Here is a 16,052-nt window from a genome sequence, read left to right as displayed (position 1 = left end):
GCCTGCGTGGCGGAACGGTCAGGGCGGAAGTTGGGCGGCAAAGCTGTGGCTGGCGGCCATCGGCCAGTAGATTTCGAACACCTTGTGCGCCGCCGGATTGTCCAGCAGTTCGCCCGGTTTCAGGAATTTGTGCAGCATCGGCAGATTGCGGATCTCGTTGCCGGAAACGCGCCGGACGATGTGATGCGGCTTCAGCGCCTGCGGCGTCGACAGGCCGGCCGCGCCGATCAGCTCGGCCAGCGCATGGCGTGTGTTGCGGTGGAAGTTGGCCACGCGCTCGGCCTTGTCCGGCACCACCAGTGCCCGCTGGCGCAACGGGTGCTGGGTGGCGATGCCGGTCGGACAGCGATCGGTGTGGCAGCTCAGCGACTGCACGCAGCCGAGCGCGAACATGAAACCGCGCGCGGAGTTGCACCAGTCCGCGCCCATCGCCATCGCCCGGGCAATGTCGAACGCCGTGATGATCTTGCCGCTGGCGCCGATGCGGATGCGCGACCGCAGGTTCAGCCCGACCAGCGTGTTGTGCACCAGCAGCAGCGCTTCCTGCAGCGGCACGCCGACATGATCGGTGAACTCCACCGGCGCCGCCCCGGTACCGCCTTCGGCGCCGTCGACGACGATGAAATCCGGCGTGATGCCGGTCTCGAGCATCGCCTTGCAGATCGCGAGGAACTCCCACGGGTGGCCGATCGCGAGCTTGAAGCCGACCGGCTTGCCGCCACTCAGCCGGCGCAGCGTTGCGATGAACGCGACCAGCTCCAGCGGCGTCGAGAACGCCGAATGGGCGGCCGGCGACACGCAGTCCTGCCCCGGCTCGACACCGCGCGCCTCCGCGATCTCGGCCGTGACCTTGGCGCCCGGCAGCACGCCGCCGTGGCCGGGCTTGGCGCCCTGCGACAGCTTGATCTCGACCATCCTGACCTGCGGATCGGCGGCAGTCTGAGCGAATTTCTCCGGATCGAACGCGCCGTCCTTCGTCCGGCAGCCGAAGTAGCCGCTGCCGATTTCCCAGATCAGGTCGCCGGCAGGATCGTCCGGCTTCTGCGGCCGGTGGTAGCGGCTGATCGAGCCTTCGCCGGTGTCGTGGGCGAAGCCGCCGAGCGCAGCGCCGCGATTCAGCGCCCGGATCGCATTCGCCGACAGTGCGCCGAAGCTCATCGCCGAGATGTTGAACACCGAGATCGCGTACGGCTGAAGACAGTCCGGACCGCCGACCAGAACGCGGAAGTCGCTGTCTTCCTTCGCGATCTTGACCGGTGCCAGCGAATGGTTGAGCCATTCGTGGCCGCTGCCGTAGACATTCAGCAAGGTGCCGAATGGGCGCTTGTCGAGCACGTTCTTGGCCCGCTGGTAGACCACCGAGCGCTGTTCGCGCGAAAACGGCGTCGCTTCGCCATCGGCCTCGACGAAGTACTGCCGCATTTCCGGCCGGATCGACTCCAGAAAGAAGCGGATGTGCGCGAGGATCGGGTAATTGCGCAGCAGCGCATGCTGCGTCTGCAGCAGATCGATGACCGCGATCCCGACCAGCCCGCCGGCCGCCAGCGCCGCGCCGACGATCCAGATCGATGGCTGCAGCCAGGCGACGCCGGACAGCACGACGAAGGTCAGCAGCGCCAGCGCCGGCGCCAGCAGGCCCTGCAACATCAGTTTGCGTCCCCAGTTTCCAAACATGCGTGTCCCTCGCGGTGCCGGCTGGCAGGGGGATTGTCCGCTGAATCGTGCATCGGCCGTACTTTGCCGCCGCACACGCCGCGCACCGGGACAATTGCGTTACAATCCGCACCATTCCGGTCCGGTATCCGCCGACACCCCTGCCATGCTGAAGATCGCCAAGCTGACCGATTACGGCACGTTGCTGATGACCACGCTCGCGCTCGAGCCGTCATCGGTGCTGAACGCGCAGGAACTCGCCGTGCGCTCGCACGTGGCCGCGCCGACCGTCGCCAAGCTGCTGAAATTGCTGGTGAAAGGCGGGCTGGTCGAGTCCACGCGCGGCGCCCATGGCGGCTACCGGCTGGCGCGCGATGCCACCACGATCACCGTGGCCGATGTCGTCACGGCCCTCGAAGGCCCGATCGCCATCACCGCCTGCGCCCTGCACGGCGGCGGCTGCACGATCGAAGGCAGCTGCACGTCGCGCAGCAACTGGCGGCTGATCGACGACGCCGTGCGCGACGCGCTCAGCGCCGTGACCCTCGCCCAGATGGCGCAGCCGCGCACCCGACCGAAGTTCGCGAAACCGGTGCCGCTGAGCGCCGTCGCCCACGAATAATTCGATTTTTCACTGATTTCACGGACCAGCAACCGAAATGGCAGCCAATCCACAAGCCAACATCCAGGACGTGACCGCGATGGTCGCCGGCCGCAAGCTCTACAGCGCCGGCTTCATCACCGACATCGAGGCCGACAAGGTCGCGCCGGGTCTGAACGAGGACGTGATCCGCCTGATCTCGGCCAAGAAGGACGAGCCCGAGTGGCTGCTGAACTTCCGCCTCAAGGCCTATCGTCGCTGGCTGAAGATGACCGAGCCGGACTGGGCGCACGTGAATTACGAGAAGGTCGACTACCAGTCGATCTCGTACTACTCGCAGCCGAAGTCGATGAAGGACGGTCCGAAGTCGCTCGACGAGGTCGATCCGAAGCTGCTCGAAACCTACAAGAAGCTCGGTATCCCATTGCGCGAGCAGGAAATGCTGGCCGGCGTGCAGAACGTGGCGGTCGATGTCGTGTTCGACTCGGTGTCGGTCGGCACCACGTTCAAGAAGAAGCTGGCGGAAGCCGGCGTGATCTTCTGCCCGCTGTCGGAAGCGGTGAAGACGCACCCGGAACTGGTGCAGAAGTACCTCGGCACCGTCGTGCCGTTCGGCGACAACTTCTTCGCCGCGCTGAACACCGCCGTGTTCACCGAAGGCTCGTTCGTCTACATCCCGAAAGGCGTGCGCTGCCCGATGGAACTGTCGACCTACTTCCGCATCAATGAGCGCAACACCGGACAGTTCGAGCGCACCCTGATCATCGCCGCCGAAGGCAGCCATGTCAGTTATCTCGAAGGCTGCACCGCTCCGCAGCGCGACGAAAATCAGCTTCATGCGGCCGTGGTCGAGCTGGTGGCGCTGGACGATGCCGAAATCAAGTATTCGACCGTCCAGAACTGGTATCCGGGCGACGAGAACGGCAAGGGCGGCATCTACAACTTCGTGACCAAGCGCGGCGATTGCCGCGGCGCACGCTCGAAGATTTCGTGGACGCAGGTCGAAACCGGCTCGGCGATCACCTGGAAGTATCCGAGCTGCGTGCTGCGCGGCGACGACTCGGTGGGCGAGTTCTACTCGGTGGCACTGACCAATCACCGCCAGCAGGCCGACACCGGCACCAAGATGATCCATGTCGGCAAGCGCACGAAGTCGACGATCGTGTCGAAAGGCATCGCAGCCGGTCATGGCCAGCAGACCTATCGCGGTCTGGTCCGCATCCTCGATTCGGCCGAGGGCGCACGCAACTACACGCAGTGCGATTCCCTGCTGATCGGCGACCAGTGCGGCGCGCACACCTTCCCGTACACCGAAGTGCGCAACCCGAGCGCCACGCTCGAGCACGAAGCGACGACCTCGAAGATCGCCGATGACCAATTGTTCTACTGCCGCGCCCGTGGCATCGGCGAGGAGGAAGCCGTCAGCATGATCGTCAACGGCTTCTGCAAGGACGTGTTCAAGGAACTGCCGATGGAGTTCGCGGTGGAAGCCCAGAAACTGCTCGCCGTGTCGCTCGAAGGCGCCGTCGGCTGAGTGCCGTCCGCGAGCCCGGCTCGCGGATCCGACGTACGCCCGGCCATGGATGGCCGGGCCGGGGCCCGGCCCCATTCAGGCAGTCGTGCCACGGACGGTGATCACCCTCATCAGGACAACCCGCCTCAATGCTCGAAATCAACAACCTCCACGCCCGCGTCGACGACAAGGAAATCCTGAAAGGCCTGAACCTGGCCATCCGGCCCGGTGAAGTGCACGCGATCATGGGCCCGAACGGCGCCGGCAAGTCGACGCTTTCGAACGTCATCGCCGGGCGCGAGGGCTATGACGTCACGTCCGGCGAAATCCTGTTCGAGAACCAGGACCTGCTGGCGCTGGAGCCGGAAACCCGGGCTTGCGAAGGCATCTTTCTCGGCTTCCAGTATCCGGTCGAGATTCCGGGCGTCAGCAACATGACCCTGCTGAAGGCGGCGATGAACGCGCGCCGCAAGCATCGCGGCCAGGACGAGATTCCGCCGGGCGATTTCCTGGCCTGGGTGCGCGACCGCGCCAAGCTGGTCAAGATCGATCCGAAGATGCTGTCGCGCGGCGTCAACGAGGGCTTCTCCGGCGGCGAGAAGAAGCGCAACGAGATCCTGCAGATGCTGATTCTCGAACCGCGCCTGATGATTCTCGACGAGACCGATTCCGGCCTCGACATCGACGCACTGAAAGTCGTGTCCGACGGCATCAACGCCCTGCGCTCGCCGGAGCGCTCGACCGTGCTCGTGACGCACTACCAGCGCCTGCTCGACTACGTGCAGCCGGACTTCGTTCACGTGCTCGCCCGCGGCCGCATCGTCAAGAGCGGCGGGCCGGAACTGGCCAAGGAGCTGGAAGAGAAGGGCTACGGCTGGCTGGAGGCTGCGTAAGTGCCGCTTTCGAGCTATTCGACGCAATTCGAGCGCCACGCGAACGCGCTGACCGCCGCCGAACGCGCGCCGCGCAGCGTGCAGTTCGCGCGCTTCCTCGATTCCGGCTTTCCGAGCCGTGACGAGGAGCACTGGCACTACACCGATCTCACGGCCTTGAGCGATCGCAGCTTCGAACCGGAAGGCCAGACGGCGGAAGCGCTGCCGCAGCCCCTGCTCGACGATGCGGATGCGCTGGTCTATCTGAACGGCCGCCTGCTGTCCGAACGCGGTGCCGCGGACTGGCATTCCGATGCCGCCGAACTGCCGCCGCCTTCGCGCGGCGTCGATGCGCTGAATGCCGCGTTCGCCACGGGCGGGCTTCGCCTGCGCCTGTCGCAGGGCGAGCGCCTGACGCGGCCGCTGCAGGTCGTGCTGATCAGCCGCAGCGATGCCCAGCCGACGATGAGCCATCAGCGTCACGTGATCGAACTCGGCGATCAGGCCGAGGCGACCGTGCTGCTCGATTTCGTCGGCGATGGCGGCGAGCGGCTGGCGACGCACTTCTTCGAGCTGCGGCTCGGCCGCGGTGCGCGGCTGAACCTGTATCGCATCCAGAACGAAGCCGCCGGTGGCACGCTGGTGGCGCGAATCGACGCCAAGCTGTCGCGCGACGCGAAGCTGAACGCGGTGACGGTCGACCTCGGCGCCGGCCTCGCCCGCCACGATCTCGACATCAACCTCGCCGAAGCGGGTGCCGAAGCGGACGTCGCCGGGCTGTACGCCGCGCAGGCCGGTGCCCACATCGACAACCTCGTGCGCGTCGTGCATTCCGCCGCGCACTGCCGCAGCCGGATGAACGTGCGCGGACTGGTCGACGAGCGGACGAAGGCGATCTTCAACGGCAAGGTGCTGGTGCAGCCCGGCGCGCAGAAGACCGACTCCGAGCAGCGCATCGCGAACCTGCTGCTGTCGCGCAAAGCCGAAGTCAACGCCAAGCCGGATCTGGAGATCTATGCCGACGACGTCAAGTGCGCGCACGGCGCGACCGTCGGCCAGCTCGATCAGGTGGCGCTGTCGTATCTGCGCAGCCGCGGCATTCCGAAGGACGTGGCGCGCGGTCTGCTGCTGCGCGCGTTCGCCATCGAGATTCTGGATCGCTTCGACTGGCCGGCGCTGCGCGCGCGGGTCGAAGCGAATCTGCACCTGCCTTCCGAACTGACGACCGATTTCGAACCATGAACGCACCGCTGACCGAACGCCCGCCGTCGAATTTCGACCTGGACCGCATCCGCGAACAGTTTCCGATCCTGTCGGAACCGGTCCGCGGTGGCCGTCTGGCCTATCTCGACAACGCCGCGACCACGCAGAAGCCGGAAGTGGTGCTGCAGGCGCTCGATCACTATTACCGCCACCAGAACTCGAACGTGCATCGCGCGGTGCACGATCTGGCCGAGCGCGCGACCAATGCCTACGAGGGCGCGCGCGACCGCATCGCCCGCTGGTTCAACGCGGCGCGCGAGGAAATCGTGTTCACCCGCGGGTCGACCGAGGCGATCAATCTGGTCGCGTACAGCTTCCTGCGCCCGCGCTTGCAGCCCGGCGACGAGATCCTGCTGACCGGCATGGAGCACCACTCGAACATCGTGCCGTGGCAGCTGGTGGCGGCCGAGAAAGGCGCGAAAGTCATTGCCGCACCGGTCAGCGACGACGGCTCGCTCGACATCGACGCCTGGACCGCGCTGCTGAACGAGCGCACGAAGTTCGTCGCCGTGGTGCATGTCTCGAACTCGCTCGGCACGGTCAACCCGATCGACGCGATGATCAAGGCCGCCCATGCCCGCGGCATTCCGGTGCTGGTCGACGGCGCGCAGGCGATCGCTCACATCCCGGTCGACGTGAAGGCGCTGGACGTCGACTTCTACACCTGCTCGGCGCACAAGGCCTACGGGCCGACCGGCTTCGGCTGTCTGTACGGCAAGCGTGCGCTGCTCGACGCGATGCCGCCATGGCATGGCGGCGGCGACATGATCCGCACCGTGAGCTTCGAAGGCAGCACTTGGAACGAGGCGCCGTATCGCTTCGAGGCCGGCACGCCGGACATGGCCGGGGCCATCGGCTTCGCCAGGGCGCTGGACTGGATCGAATCGGTCGGGCTCGATGCCATCGCCGCACACGAGCATGCGCTGCTGGTCGAAGGCACGGCGATGCTGGCGACGGTGCCGGGACTGCGGATGATCGGCACGGCGCCGGACAAGGGCGGCATCCTCGCGTTCGTCATGGACGGCGGGCATGCGCAGGACATCGGCACCATCCTCGACCAGTACGGCGTCGCCGTGCGCACCGGCCATCACTGCACGATGCCGCTGATGGTCCGCTTCGGCGTGCCGGCCACCGTTCGCGCGTCGCTGGCGGTCTACAACAACCGTCAGGATCTCGAGCAGCTGACCCATGCACTGGTCAAGGCGAGCCGTCTGTTGGCCTGAACGGTGCCTGCCGTCAGAAATCGCCTCAATTCGGGCCGATTTTTTGCGGCATTCACGCCACTCGTCGCGCATCGGCGTTGCCGTTGGCCTTATCTTTGGCAGTCGCCGGCCGCGCAGCGCCGCCGTTATCGTCAGGATCATGCCGAAACCCGTCCACGCCCATGGCTTTACCCTGCTGGAGCTGATGGTGGCGATCGCCATCCTCGCGATCCTGCTGACCTTTGGCTTGCCGAGCTTCACCACGACCGCCCGTCAGAACTGCGCAGTGACGACGGCCAACACGATGCTGACCGTGCTGTCCGCCGCGCGCAGCGAAGCGCTGAAGCGTGACCGGCTGGTCGCGATCTGCAAGTCGATCGACGGCACCGTCTGCGCCGACGCCGCGGGCGTGAGCTGGGATCGTGGCTACCTGATGTTCGTCGACAGTGACGGCAACGGCGTGCGCGGCGGCACCGAGACCGTCCTCAAGACCGAAGCGCCGCTGTCGACCTGCGGCTCGATCACCGGCGGCACCAGCTTCGCCAATCAGGTGTCGTTCAACGGCCTCGGCAAGCCGACCGGCAACGGCCGCTTCGACGTCGTCGCCAACAACCAGACCGACATCCGGCGCCGAGTCATCGTCAGCCCGAGCGGGCGGCCGCGCATCTGCAACCCCGACATCGCCGTCAGCAGTTCCGGCACCGCCTGCGGCACCGCGCCATGAAGCAGCAGGCCGGCCTGACCCTGATCGAGGTGCTGATCGCCGTGCTGGTGCTGGCGATCGGCCTGCTCGGCATCGCCGGCCTGCAATCGTCGGTGCTGGCCAACAACCTGATCTCGTACCAGTACACGCAGGCGGCCACCTTGGCGGAAGGCATGATCGAACGGATGCGCGCCAACCGGCAGGCCGTGCTCGAGGGCGCCTACGCGCTGGCGCCCGGTGCCCGGGCACCGGAAGCACCCGCCAATTGCAGCAGCGCAGCGTGCTCGCCGGCGCAGCAGGCCGCGTGGGACATTGCAGTGCTGTACGCGCAGGTGGCGGCCGATGCCAGCGAGACCAATCTGCCGACCGGTCCGCGCGGCATCCTGCCCGGCGGCCGGATCGGCATCACCTGCGAAACCGGCGTCAACTGCAATGAAACCGCCATCCGCCTGATCACGATCTACTGGGACGCCAACCGCACCGGCGCCACCGGCACCGAATGCACCGAAGACAGCGCGCAACTGCGCTGCTTCCGCCTGCCCTACATCCCATGACGATGTCGATGAAGCCTCCGATCAAGCCTCGGGTCCGCCGACTGCCACGGCGTGCCGGCGGCTTTTCGCTGGTCGAGATCCTGGTCACCGTGGTGCTGGCGCTGCTGTTGCTGGTCGGCGTCGCCCGCGTGTTCCTGAACGCGAAGCAGGGCTATCGGGTGCAGGAAAGCACCAGCCGCCTGCAGGAAAACATTCGCCTGACGGTCGACTACTTCAGCCGCACCATCCGCCTCGCCGACTTCTGGGGCGGCGTGAAGGCGCGCGACCTGACCATCCTCGGAGGCACCGACTACACCGGCCCGGGCCTCTGCAGCAACAGCTGGATCGTAGACCCCGGCAGCGGCATCGTCGGCTTTCAGGGCGGTGCGGCGGCGCCGGCACTGCTGCCGACCGACTGCCTGAACGGCTACGTCCCGAACAGCGATGTGCTGGCGCTGCGCTACGCCAATCCCGATGTCTACGTGACCACCGCCGCGCTGACCGCCGGCGGCACTGCGCTGGCCGTCAATGGCAAGTTCTACGTCCGCAGCCGCGTCGGCCAGCGCGGCGTGCTGTTCGATGCGACCAGTCAGGGCGCGAACGCCGTGGCGGCGATTCCGGACAACGGCGACATCGGTGTCCAGAACTACCAGTACCAGACGGTCGTCTTCTACCTGCAGATGAACGACTTCGGTCGCGGCCCGGTCCCGACGCTCGCGATGCTGAAGCTGCGCAGCGACAGGCTCGTCTCCGAACAGCTGGTCGACGGCATCGAGATGCTCAGCTTCGAGTACGGGCTGGATACCGACGGCAATCGGCTGGTGGATCGCTATCGCCTCGCCGGCGGCGTCTCGGACTGGTCGCAGGTGATGACGGTCCGCGCCAGCTTCATCGCGCGCGGCGATGAACTGGACAGCTTCAGCGACACCCAGCAGTACCCGCTCGCCGGCGACCGCTGCTACGGCCCGCCGTCGTCGAACTGCGCGCTGAAGTACAGCGCCGCCGATGCCCGCTACCAGCGGCGGCTCGTGGTCAAGGAAATCCAGCTGCGCAATCGGGTGCGAGGATGAAGCGATCGAGCAGACAGACGTCCAGCGGCTTTGCGCTGATCACGGCGATCATCTTCCTGGTGCTGCTGACCCTGGTCGCGCTGGCTGCCATCCGCGGCTCCGGCCTTGAAGTGAAGTCCAGCGCCAACAACACCTTGCGCGCCACGGCGTTCGAATCATCGGAATCGACCCGTGCGCTGGTCAGCGCCCTGATCGATCCGCTGTGCTACGCCGGCGGCTGGCCGGGGTCGATCGGCGGCGAAGTCAGCGATGCCGAATTTGCATCGCCGTTGCCGACCGGCTTGACCATCGCGAACAACAACACGGCGACGGCCGGTCCTGACAACTGGTGCGTGGAGACCGAAACCACGTTCAACCCGAACACGTCGACGGTCGACGCCCGCTATGTGCGCACGCTGGACCGCACCCAGATCAATGGCGCGGCGTCGGTGCAGCGCCTGTACATCGCCGGCGCGGTCGGCGCCGGTCAGGCGCAGGGTGCCGGCTATTCGCCGCCCGGCATTGCCGTGGCCAGCGGCGGCGGCAACATCTACTTCCATGTCCAGAGCCGCGGCAACGAGCGCGCCGACGCGCCCGAAGCCAGCTACAACACCTCCGCCGTCTATCGCTACGTGATCCGACGCTGATGTCCGTGCCTGCCTGTTCGAGCCCCGCCCGCGAGGATTTCCGATGACCACGTTCTCCGTGCGCCGTTCGCGGCTCGTGCTGTCCGGCCTTGCCGCCGGCGTGTCCGCGCTGCTGCTCGGCCTGTCCGGCCTGCTCGATGCCGCGCCGACCGGCATCGCGATCTCGTCGCAGACAGCATCGGCGTTCAACAGCCTGCCGCTGACCAGCGTCAACACCGCCACGCCGCTGGTGATGCTGACGCTGTCGCGCGATCACCAACTGCACTACAAGGCCTACAACGACTACTCGGACCTGAACCCGGAAGACGGCCGCGGCGAGATCGAAACCACTTACCGGCACTCGATCCGCTACTACGGCTACTTCGACCCGACCAAGTGCTACCGCTACGACACGGCCAGCAATGTCTTCCAGCCGGCCACGGCGGGCTCGGCCGACCCGGCTGCCCCGAATGCCACCTGCAGCAATCAGTGGAGCGGCAACTTCCTGAACTGGGGCACGATGACCCGCATGGATGCCGTGCGAAAGCTGCTGTACGGCGGCTTCCGCAGGGTCGACGACAGGACCGGCACCGTTCTCGAGCGCGATTTCCTGCCGACCGATGCCCACTCGTTCGCGAAGTACTACAACGGCGCCGATCTGCCGCAGGTCACGCCGTTCACGGTCGATCGTGTGCCGAGTCCGGTCGAATACCGATTCTCCGAATCGCGGCCGCTGGTCATTGCCGCCGACGGCACGCTCAGCGGCGACGGCGTCGTCCGCAACGCGGATGGCAGCCACCAGATCCGGATCGACGACGTCGAGCTGAACCGCGTCTTCGTCGGCGATCAGCTCCGGATCGAGCGCCGCGGCGGCGCCACCGGCACCGATCCCTACCTCGTCGGGGCGGTCTCCGAAGTCTCCGGCGACCGGATCACGCTTGTGGTGTTTCGCGGCAGCGTCGTCAACAGCGGGCGGCTCGAGTCGGCGCAGATCACCAACCTGAGCCGCAGCGGCGTCTCGCTGTGCAACCTGAGCAATGGCCTCGGCGCATCGCACTTCAGCACGGCGCCACCGCTGCTGCGTGTCGCCCGCGGCAATTACGAACTGTGGGGTGCGAACGAGCGCCGCCAGTGCCAGTGGCGCGAGGAGTACGAAAACCTGCAGTCCGGCTTCGACGGCGGTTTCCGCAGCAACGGCAATCGCGCACTGCAGTCGGGCCTGAATGCCAGCGCCGAGAATCCGTCCCGCGAAGCGCTGGGTCTGGGCAACGGCGCCAGCCGCGGCGAATACATCGTCCGGGTTCAGGCCTGCGTCAGCGGCATGATCGGCAGCGAGCGCTGCAAGTCGTACGACACCAGCAACGCCTCGCTGGCGCAGAAGCCGATCGGCCTGCTGCAGGTCTACGGCGACGACGACCGCATCCGCTTCGGCCTGGTCACGCCGAGCTACCAGCGCAACGTTTCCGGCGGCGTGCTGCGCAAGAACGCGGAAGCGATGTCGACCGAGATCGACAGCAGCACCGGCATCTTCACCGGTGCCGCCGGCATCATCCGCAATCTCGATCGCCTGAGAATCTTCGGCTACGACTACGGCAACGGCACCTACCTCGGCGACGGCTGCGACTTCCAGCGCACCGGCATCGCCCCCGGCAACAGCGGCAGCGGCAATGTCGTCAGCGAAGGCAACTGTTCGAGCTGGGGCAATCCGCTGTCGGAGGCCTACATCGAAAGCCTGCGCTATCTCGGCGGCCTGCAGCCGACGTCGAGCTTCTCGTACGGCACCGATGTTTCTCGCGACTCCACGCTCGGCCTGACCGTCTCGACCTGGAGCGACCCGCTCAACGCGACCAACTACTGCGCCAGCCTCAACGTGCTGGCGTTCAATGCCAGTGTCACGTCCTACGACAACGACCAGACCAGCGGCCTCGCGAACCTGGCCGGCGCACCGAGCATCACGGCGCAGACCCGCAAGCTGGGCGACGATGAAGGCATCACCGGCCGCAACTGGTTCATCGGCAGTCTCGGTGGCGGCGACGATCAACTGTGCACCAGCAAGCCGATTCCGGATCTCAGCGCCGCCAACGGCATCTGCCCGGAAGCGGCATCGCTGCAGGGTGCTTACGGCATCGCCGGTGCGGCCTATTTCGCGCGGACCAACCGCATCCGCTCGACACTCGGCGGCAGCAATGTCGTCAATGTCGTGCCGAACAACGACCTCAGTTCGCTGAAGGTGACGACCTACGGCGTATCGCTGGCGACCAACACGCCGCAGATCGTGGTGCCGGTGCCCGGTGGTGGCGGCCGTTCGGTGACGATCCTGCCGGTGTACCGGCTGGACCTCGGGAACAACGGCGTCGGCGGGGGCGCGATCGTCGATTTCCGCATCGTCAGCCAGACGGTCGATCCGGCCACGCGCATCGCCACCGGCCGCTTCTACATCAACTGGGAAGACAGCGCGCAGGGCGGCGACTACGACCAGGACGTCTGGGGCACGATCAGCTACGTGCTGAACGGCAACACCAACACCATCGAGATCACCACCGACGCCGTGGCGCAGTCGACCAATCAGCCTCAGGGGTTCGGCTACATCGTCAGCGGCACGACGCAGGATGGCCCGCACTTCCACTCCGGCATCTTCAATTTCCAGTTCACCGACCCGACCTCGCCCACGGTGCGCGTCAACGGCGGCCCGCCCGGCGGGTACATCAACGGCAGCGGCGGCTGCAACGGCTGCAACCTGGGCGATCCGCCGACCACCGTCACCTACGCGCTCGGCAGCACCAGCACCGGCACGCTGGAGAACCCGCTGTACTACGCCGCGAAGTACGGCGCGTTCCAGGATTCCAACAACGACGGCACGCCGGATCGTCCCGAGGAATGGGATTCGCGCCGCGCCGATGGCAGCGCCGGCGCCGACGGCGTGCCGGACACCTTCTTCTTCGTGACCAACCCGAACGCGCTGGAGGCCTCGCTGGACTCCGCGTTCCGGTCGATCCTGGCGCGGACGGCGTCGGGCACGGCGGCGTCCGTGGTCGCCAACGCGCGGCAGGGTCAGGGCGCGGTCTACCAAGCCTTGTACGAACCGCTGAGGACCGATGCCCGAAACAATCAGGTCGCGTGGATCGGCACCTTGCAGGCGTTGTTCGTCGATCGTGCCGGCAACTTCCGCGAGGACGGCGGCACCACGCCGAACGGCATCCTGGACGAGAACGATTACGCGACCGATCCGATCGTCGAGATCTTCTACGACGCGGGCACCCGCTCGACCCGTTTCCGCCGCTACTCGGGTGCGACCCGGGCCAGCAGCTTCCAGACCTTCAACAGCCTGTCGCAGCTGCGCACGGTCTGGAACGCCCGTGATCGGCTCAGCGCACTGACCGACGATCAGGCCGCCACGCAGCGCAGCTACACGGCATCGGCTGCCACCGGCCGCTACATCTTCACCTTCGCCGACCACAACCTAGACGGTCTTCCGGATACCGGGGAAGTGCTGGACTTCACGCCGGCAGCCCTGGCCATCACCGGCGAGTACGGGATGCTCAACGTCAGCTCGGCGGCGGGCGCAGCGAATGTCATCCGCTATGTCCGGGGCGACAGCCGCGTGCCGAACACGCGCAATCGCACGCTCGATTACGACGGCAACAGCAGCACCGAAGTGATGCGGCTTGGCGATATCGTCAATTCGTCGCCGATCGCGGTCGGCCCGCCCGCCGAAGCCTTCGACACCATCTACGGCGACCAGACTTACGGCGCGTTCGCCCGCCAGTACCGCAACCGCCGGAACGTGATCTACGTGGGTGCCAACGATGGCCTGCTGCACGCGTTCAACGGCGGCTTCTACAACCCGGCAACCGGTGGCTTCGGCACCCAGCGCAATGGCAACGATGTCGCCCATCCGCTCGGGTCCGAACTCTGGGCCTATGCGCCGTTCAACCTGCTGCCGCACCTGAACTGGCTCAGCGATCCGAACTACGGCCACATCTGGTACGTCGATGGCGCGCCGCGCGTGTTCGACGCCCGGATCTTCTCGCCCGACGCCGCGCATCCCGGCGGCTGGGGCACCGTGATGGTGGTCGGCATGCGCATGGGCGGCGGCGCGGTCAATCTGCAGGGCGTCAGGTCCTCGAACGCCGCCGGCTTCTCGAACTACACCGGGCTGGCCGCGAATGCCACGGAGCTGGTGACCCGCTCCGCTTACGTGGTCATGGACATCACGAACCCGGAAGCGCCCCCGCGCCTGCTGGCGGAGATCAACCATCCTTCGCTCGGCTTTACCACCGTCAACCCGACGGTCGCGGTGTTCAGCGCCACCGGCAACGCCAGCGCTCCGGCCGGCGAGAAGTGGTATCTCGTGTTCGGCAACGGACCGCAGCTGTCGACCCTGAACGGTGGCGCCATCTCGCCGACACAGAGCGCCCGGGTTTTCGCGTTCGACCTCGGCACCCGCGCCTTCGCCGAAGGCTTCGGCCCGCGTGATCTCGGGACCAGCGGCGCGGCCAGCTTCCTGGGCGATCCGGTCAGCGTCGACTGGGATCTGAACTTCCGGACCAACAGCATCTATTTCGGCACCAGCGGCGGCACCACGGCGGCACCGACCGGGCGGCTGTTCAAGCTCGATTTCAATCCGACCAATGGCCAGAACGCCGAGACGCCCGCGTCGTCGAACTGGTCCACCGGGGTGCTGCTCGACACGGCCCGGCCGATCCTGGCCGCACCGTCGCTGACGACGGACGAGCAAGGCCGGCGCTGGGTGCTGACCGGCACCGGCCGCTTCCTCGTTTCGGCTGACAAGGCCAGCACCAGCCAGCAGTTGCTGTTCGGCGTGATCGACCGCCCACCCGGCGGCAGCGCGGTGACCCTCGGCGATCTGGTCGACACCACCAACGCCGTGGTGATGACCAATGGCACGATCACCGGCGTCGCCGGCGCAACCACCGAAACCGAACTGACCGAACTCGCGGCGACCCGTGGCGGCTGGCGATTCGATCTCGACGCGATTTCAGGATCGTCGGCCGAGCGCAGCGTCAATCGCACGGCCCTGCTCGACGGCGTGCTGTTCGACACCAGCTACACGCCATCGACCACGCTCTGCGCCGGCGAAGGCAGCAGTCGCCTGATCGGCTTCAACTTCCGCACCGGCACGCCGCGCGCGGCAACGCCGGTGTTCGGGGCCAGCTCCAGCTTCGTCGTCAACAATTCGGTCGACCTCGGCAGCGGCCTGGGCACGGCACCGACGCTGCACATCGACAGCGTGATCTCGGCCATCGGCGGCAATGGTGGCAATGGCGGCAACACCGGTGGCGGGACCGGCGGTTCCACGGGCGGCGACGGCGGCGGTGCCGGCAGCGTCTCGGGCAGCCTGACCTGCCCCGGCGGCCTGACGATCAACGTCCAGACCTCGACCGGCGCCATCGTGCAGCAGTGCGCCAACGTCACCGGCGGCATTCGTTCCGGCGAAATCGACTGGCGCGAAACCCATCCGAACAGCGGACCTTCCGGGCCGTGAGCCATCGCCATCGCAGCCAGCCGATGCCGCCGTGGCGCCGCCTCTCGCGGCCTCGGCCGCGCATCGCCGGCGTCACCTTGCTGGAACTGATGGTCGCCGTCGCGATTGTCGGCATCCTCGCCGTGATCGCCCTGCCCAGCTACGAGAGCTACCGGCTGCGCACCGCGCGTGCGATCGGCAAGGACTGCCTGATCGAGGCGCAGCGACGCTTCGAGAACTACTTCGCGCAGCGCGGGCGTTATCCGGATCGCGAGCTGAACCCGCTGGGCGACATCGGCTATGCAGGCGCTCCGCCGATCTGCGATCAGGACGGTCTGTACGCGCTCACGATCGAAATCGAACAGACCTACGCCCGCTACACGCTGATCGCGACCGCGCGGGGGCGGCAGGCGCGCGACGGCGCGCTGGTGCTGCGAGTCACGCCGGGGCTGGCCAATCCGAACGATCGGATGGAACAGCTGCACAGGCCCCCGAGCGGCGGGGTTGCCATCGCCGGCTGGAACTTTCCGCCAGGACAATGACGATGCCGAT

At 66.9% G+C, this 16,052-nt stretch carries 12 protein-coding genes; 11 read left to right on the top strand and 1 reads right to left on the bottom strand.

Annotated features, from left to right (window positions below):
* Window positions 1–18: 18 nt before the first annotated feature.
* Window positions 19–1,674 carry an FMN-binding glutamate synthase family protein gene (locus QZ951_RS06980; protein ID WP_292999816.1) on the bottom strand — a complete coding sequence of 552 codons (1,656 nt, stop codon included), beginning with the start codon at window positions 1,672–1,674 and terminating at the stop codon, window positions 19–21.
* A gap of 145 nt (window positions 1,675–1,819) precedes the next feature.
* On the opposite strand from QZ951_RS06980, the gene QZ951_RS06975 reads away from it, so the two are divergent.
* The 11 genes from QZ951_RS06975 to QZ951_RS06925 all read left to right on the top strand — a co-directional run bounded on the left by QZ951_RS06975 (window position 1,820) and on the right by QZ951_RS06925 (window position 16,042).
* Complete coding sequence (locus QZ951_RS06975; RefSeq protein ID WP_292999815.1) at window positions 1,820–2,275, top strand: SUF system Fe-S cluster assembly regulator; 456 nt, start codon at window positions 1,820–1,822, stop codon at window positions 2,273–2,275.
* 37 nt (window positions 2,276–2,312) lie between these two features.
* Window positions 2,313–3,788, top strand: a complete 1,476-nt coding sequence (sufB, locus tag QZ951_RS06970) for a Fe-S cluster assembly protein SufB (protein ID WP_292999814.1) — start codon at window positions 2,313–2,315, stop codon at window positions 3,786–3,788.
* A 128-nt stretch (window positions 3,789–3,916) separates the two neighbouring features.
* Window positions 3,917–4,660: a Fe-S cluster assembly ATPase SufC gene (gene sufC, locus QZ951_RS06965; RefSeq protein WP_292999813.1), complete on the top strand. Its 744-nt coding sequence runs from the start codon at window positions 3,917–3,919 to the stop codon at window positions 4,658–4,660.
* Window positions 4,661–5,881 (top strand): Fe-S cluster assembly protein SufD, encoded by a 1,221-nt coding sequence (gene sufD / locus QZ951_RS06960; protein WP_292999812.1) that lies wholly within the window; start codon window positions 4,661–4,663, stop codon window positions 5,879–5,881.
* Complete coding sequence (locus QZ951_RS06955; RefSeq protein ID WP_292999811.1) at window positions 5,878–7,125, top strand: cysteine desulfurase; 1,248 nt, start codon at window positions 5,878–5,880, stop codon at window positions 7,123–7,125. The genes sufD and QZ951_RS06955 overlap by 4 nt, the downstream gene beginning before the upstream one ends.
* A gap of 139 nt (window positions 7,126–7,264) precedes the next feature.
* The gene (locus QZ951_RS06950) at window positions 7,265–7,828 is read left to right on the top strand and encodes a GspH/FimT family pseudopilin (RefSeq protein ID WP_292999810.1); all 564 of its coding nucleotides are present in this window, start codon (window positions 7,265–7,267) and stop codon (window positions 7,826–7,828) included.
* Window positions 7,825–8,361 carry a type IV pilus modification protein PilV gene (pilV, locus tag QZ951_RS06945; RefSeq protein ID WP_292999809.1) on the top strand — a complete coding sequence of 179 codons (537 nt, stop codon included), beginning with the start codon at window positions 7,825–7,827 and terminating at the stop codon, window positions 8,359–8,361. Before QZ951_RS06950 ends, pilV begins: the two co-directional genes overlap by 4 nt.
* Window positions 8,362–8,369: 8 nt before the next feature.
* Window positions 8,370–9,410 carry a PilW family protein gene (locus QZ951_RS06940; protein ID WP_292999808.1) on the top strand — a complete coding sequence of 347 codons (1,041 nt, stop codon included), beginning with the start codon at window positions 8,370–8,372 and terminating at the stop codon, window positions 9,408–9,410.
* Window positions 9,407–10,036 carry a PilX N-terminal domain-containing pilus assembly protein gene (locus QZ951_RS06935; protein WP_292999807.1) on the top strand — a complete coding sequence of 210 codons (630 nt, stop codon included), beginning with the start codon at window positions 9,407–9,409 and terminating at the stop codon, window positions 10,034–10,036. The genes QZ951_RS06940 and QZ951_RS06935 overlap by 4 nt, the downstream gene beginning before the upstream one ends.
* 43 nt (window positions 10,037–10,079) lie before the next feature.
* Window positions 10,080–15,521 (top strand): PilC/PilY family type IV pilus protein, encoded by a 5,442-nt coding sequence (locus tag QZ951_RS06930; protein WP_292999806.1) that lies wholly within the window; start codon window positions 10,080–10,082, stop codon window positions 15,519–15,521.
* Window positions 15,518–16,042, top strand: coding sequence for a type IV pilin protein (locus QZ951_RS06925; protein ID WP_292999805.1), 525 nt, complete (start codon window positions 15,518–15,520; stop codon window positions 16,040–16,042). The genes QZ951_RS06930 and QZ951_RS06925 overlap by 4 nt, the downstream gene beginning before the upstream one ends.
* Window positions 16,043–16,052 lie beyond the last annotated feature (10 nt).

The sequence above is a fragment of the Nevskia sp. genome, from assembly GCF_021732705.1.
Taxonomy (GTDB): domain Bacteria; phylum Pseudomonadota; class Gammaproteobacteria; order Nevskiales; family Nevskiaceae; genus Nevskia.
Note: the sequence above shows the minus strand (reverse complement) of the source record. Positions and strands in the feature narration are given on the sequence as shown.

Bases quoted from the DNA above. Each gene is read 5' to 3' on its own strand.
- QZ951_RS06940 (WP_292999808.1), top strand. From the start codon at position 8,370: ATGAAGCCTCCGATCAAGCCTCGGGTCCGCCGACTGCCACGGCGTGCC.
- QZ951_RS06930 (WP_292999806.1), top strand. From the start codon at position 10,080: ATGACCACGTTCTCCGTGCGCCGTTCGCGGCTCGTGCTGTCCGGCCTT.
- sufC (WP_292999813.1), top strand. From the start codon at position 3,917: ATGCTCGAAATCAACAACCTCCACGCCCGCGTCGACGACAAGGAAATC.
- pilV (WP_292999809.1), top strand. From the start codon at position 7,825: ATGAAGCAGCAGGCCGGCCTGACCCTGATCGAGGTGCTGATCGCCGTG.
- sufB (WP_292999814.1), top strand. From the start codon at position 2,313: ATGGCAGCCAATCCACAAGCCAACATCCAGGACGTGACCGCGATGGTC.
- QZ951_RS06975 (WP_292999815.1), top strand. From the start codon at position 1,820: ATGCTGAAGATCGCCAAGCTGACCGATTACGGCACGTTGCTGATGACC.
- QZ951_RS06955 (WP_292999811.1), top strand. From the start codon at position 5,878: ATGAACGCACCGCTGACCGAACGCCCGCCGTCGAATTTCGACCTGGAC.
- QZ951_RS06980 (WP_292999816.1), bottom strand. From the start codon at position 1,674: ATGTTTGGAAACTGGGGACGCAAACTGATGTTGCAGGGCCTGCTGGCG.
- QZ951_RS06935 (WP_292999807.1), top strand. From the start codon at position 9,407: ATGAAGCGATCGAGCAGACAGACGTCCAGCGGCTTTGCGCTGATCACG.
- QZ951_RS06950 (WP_292999810.1), top strand. From the start codon at position 7,265: ATGCCGAAACCCGTCCACGCCCATGGCTTTACCCTGCTGGAGCTGATG.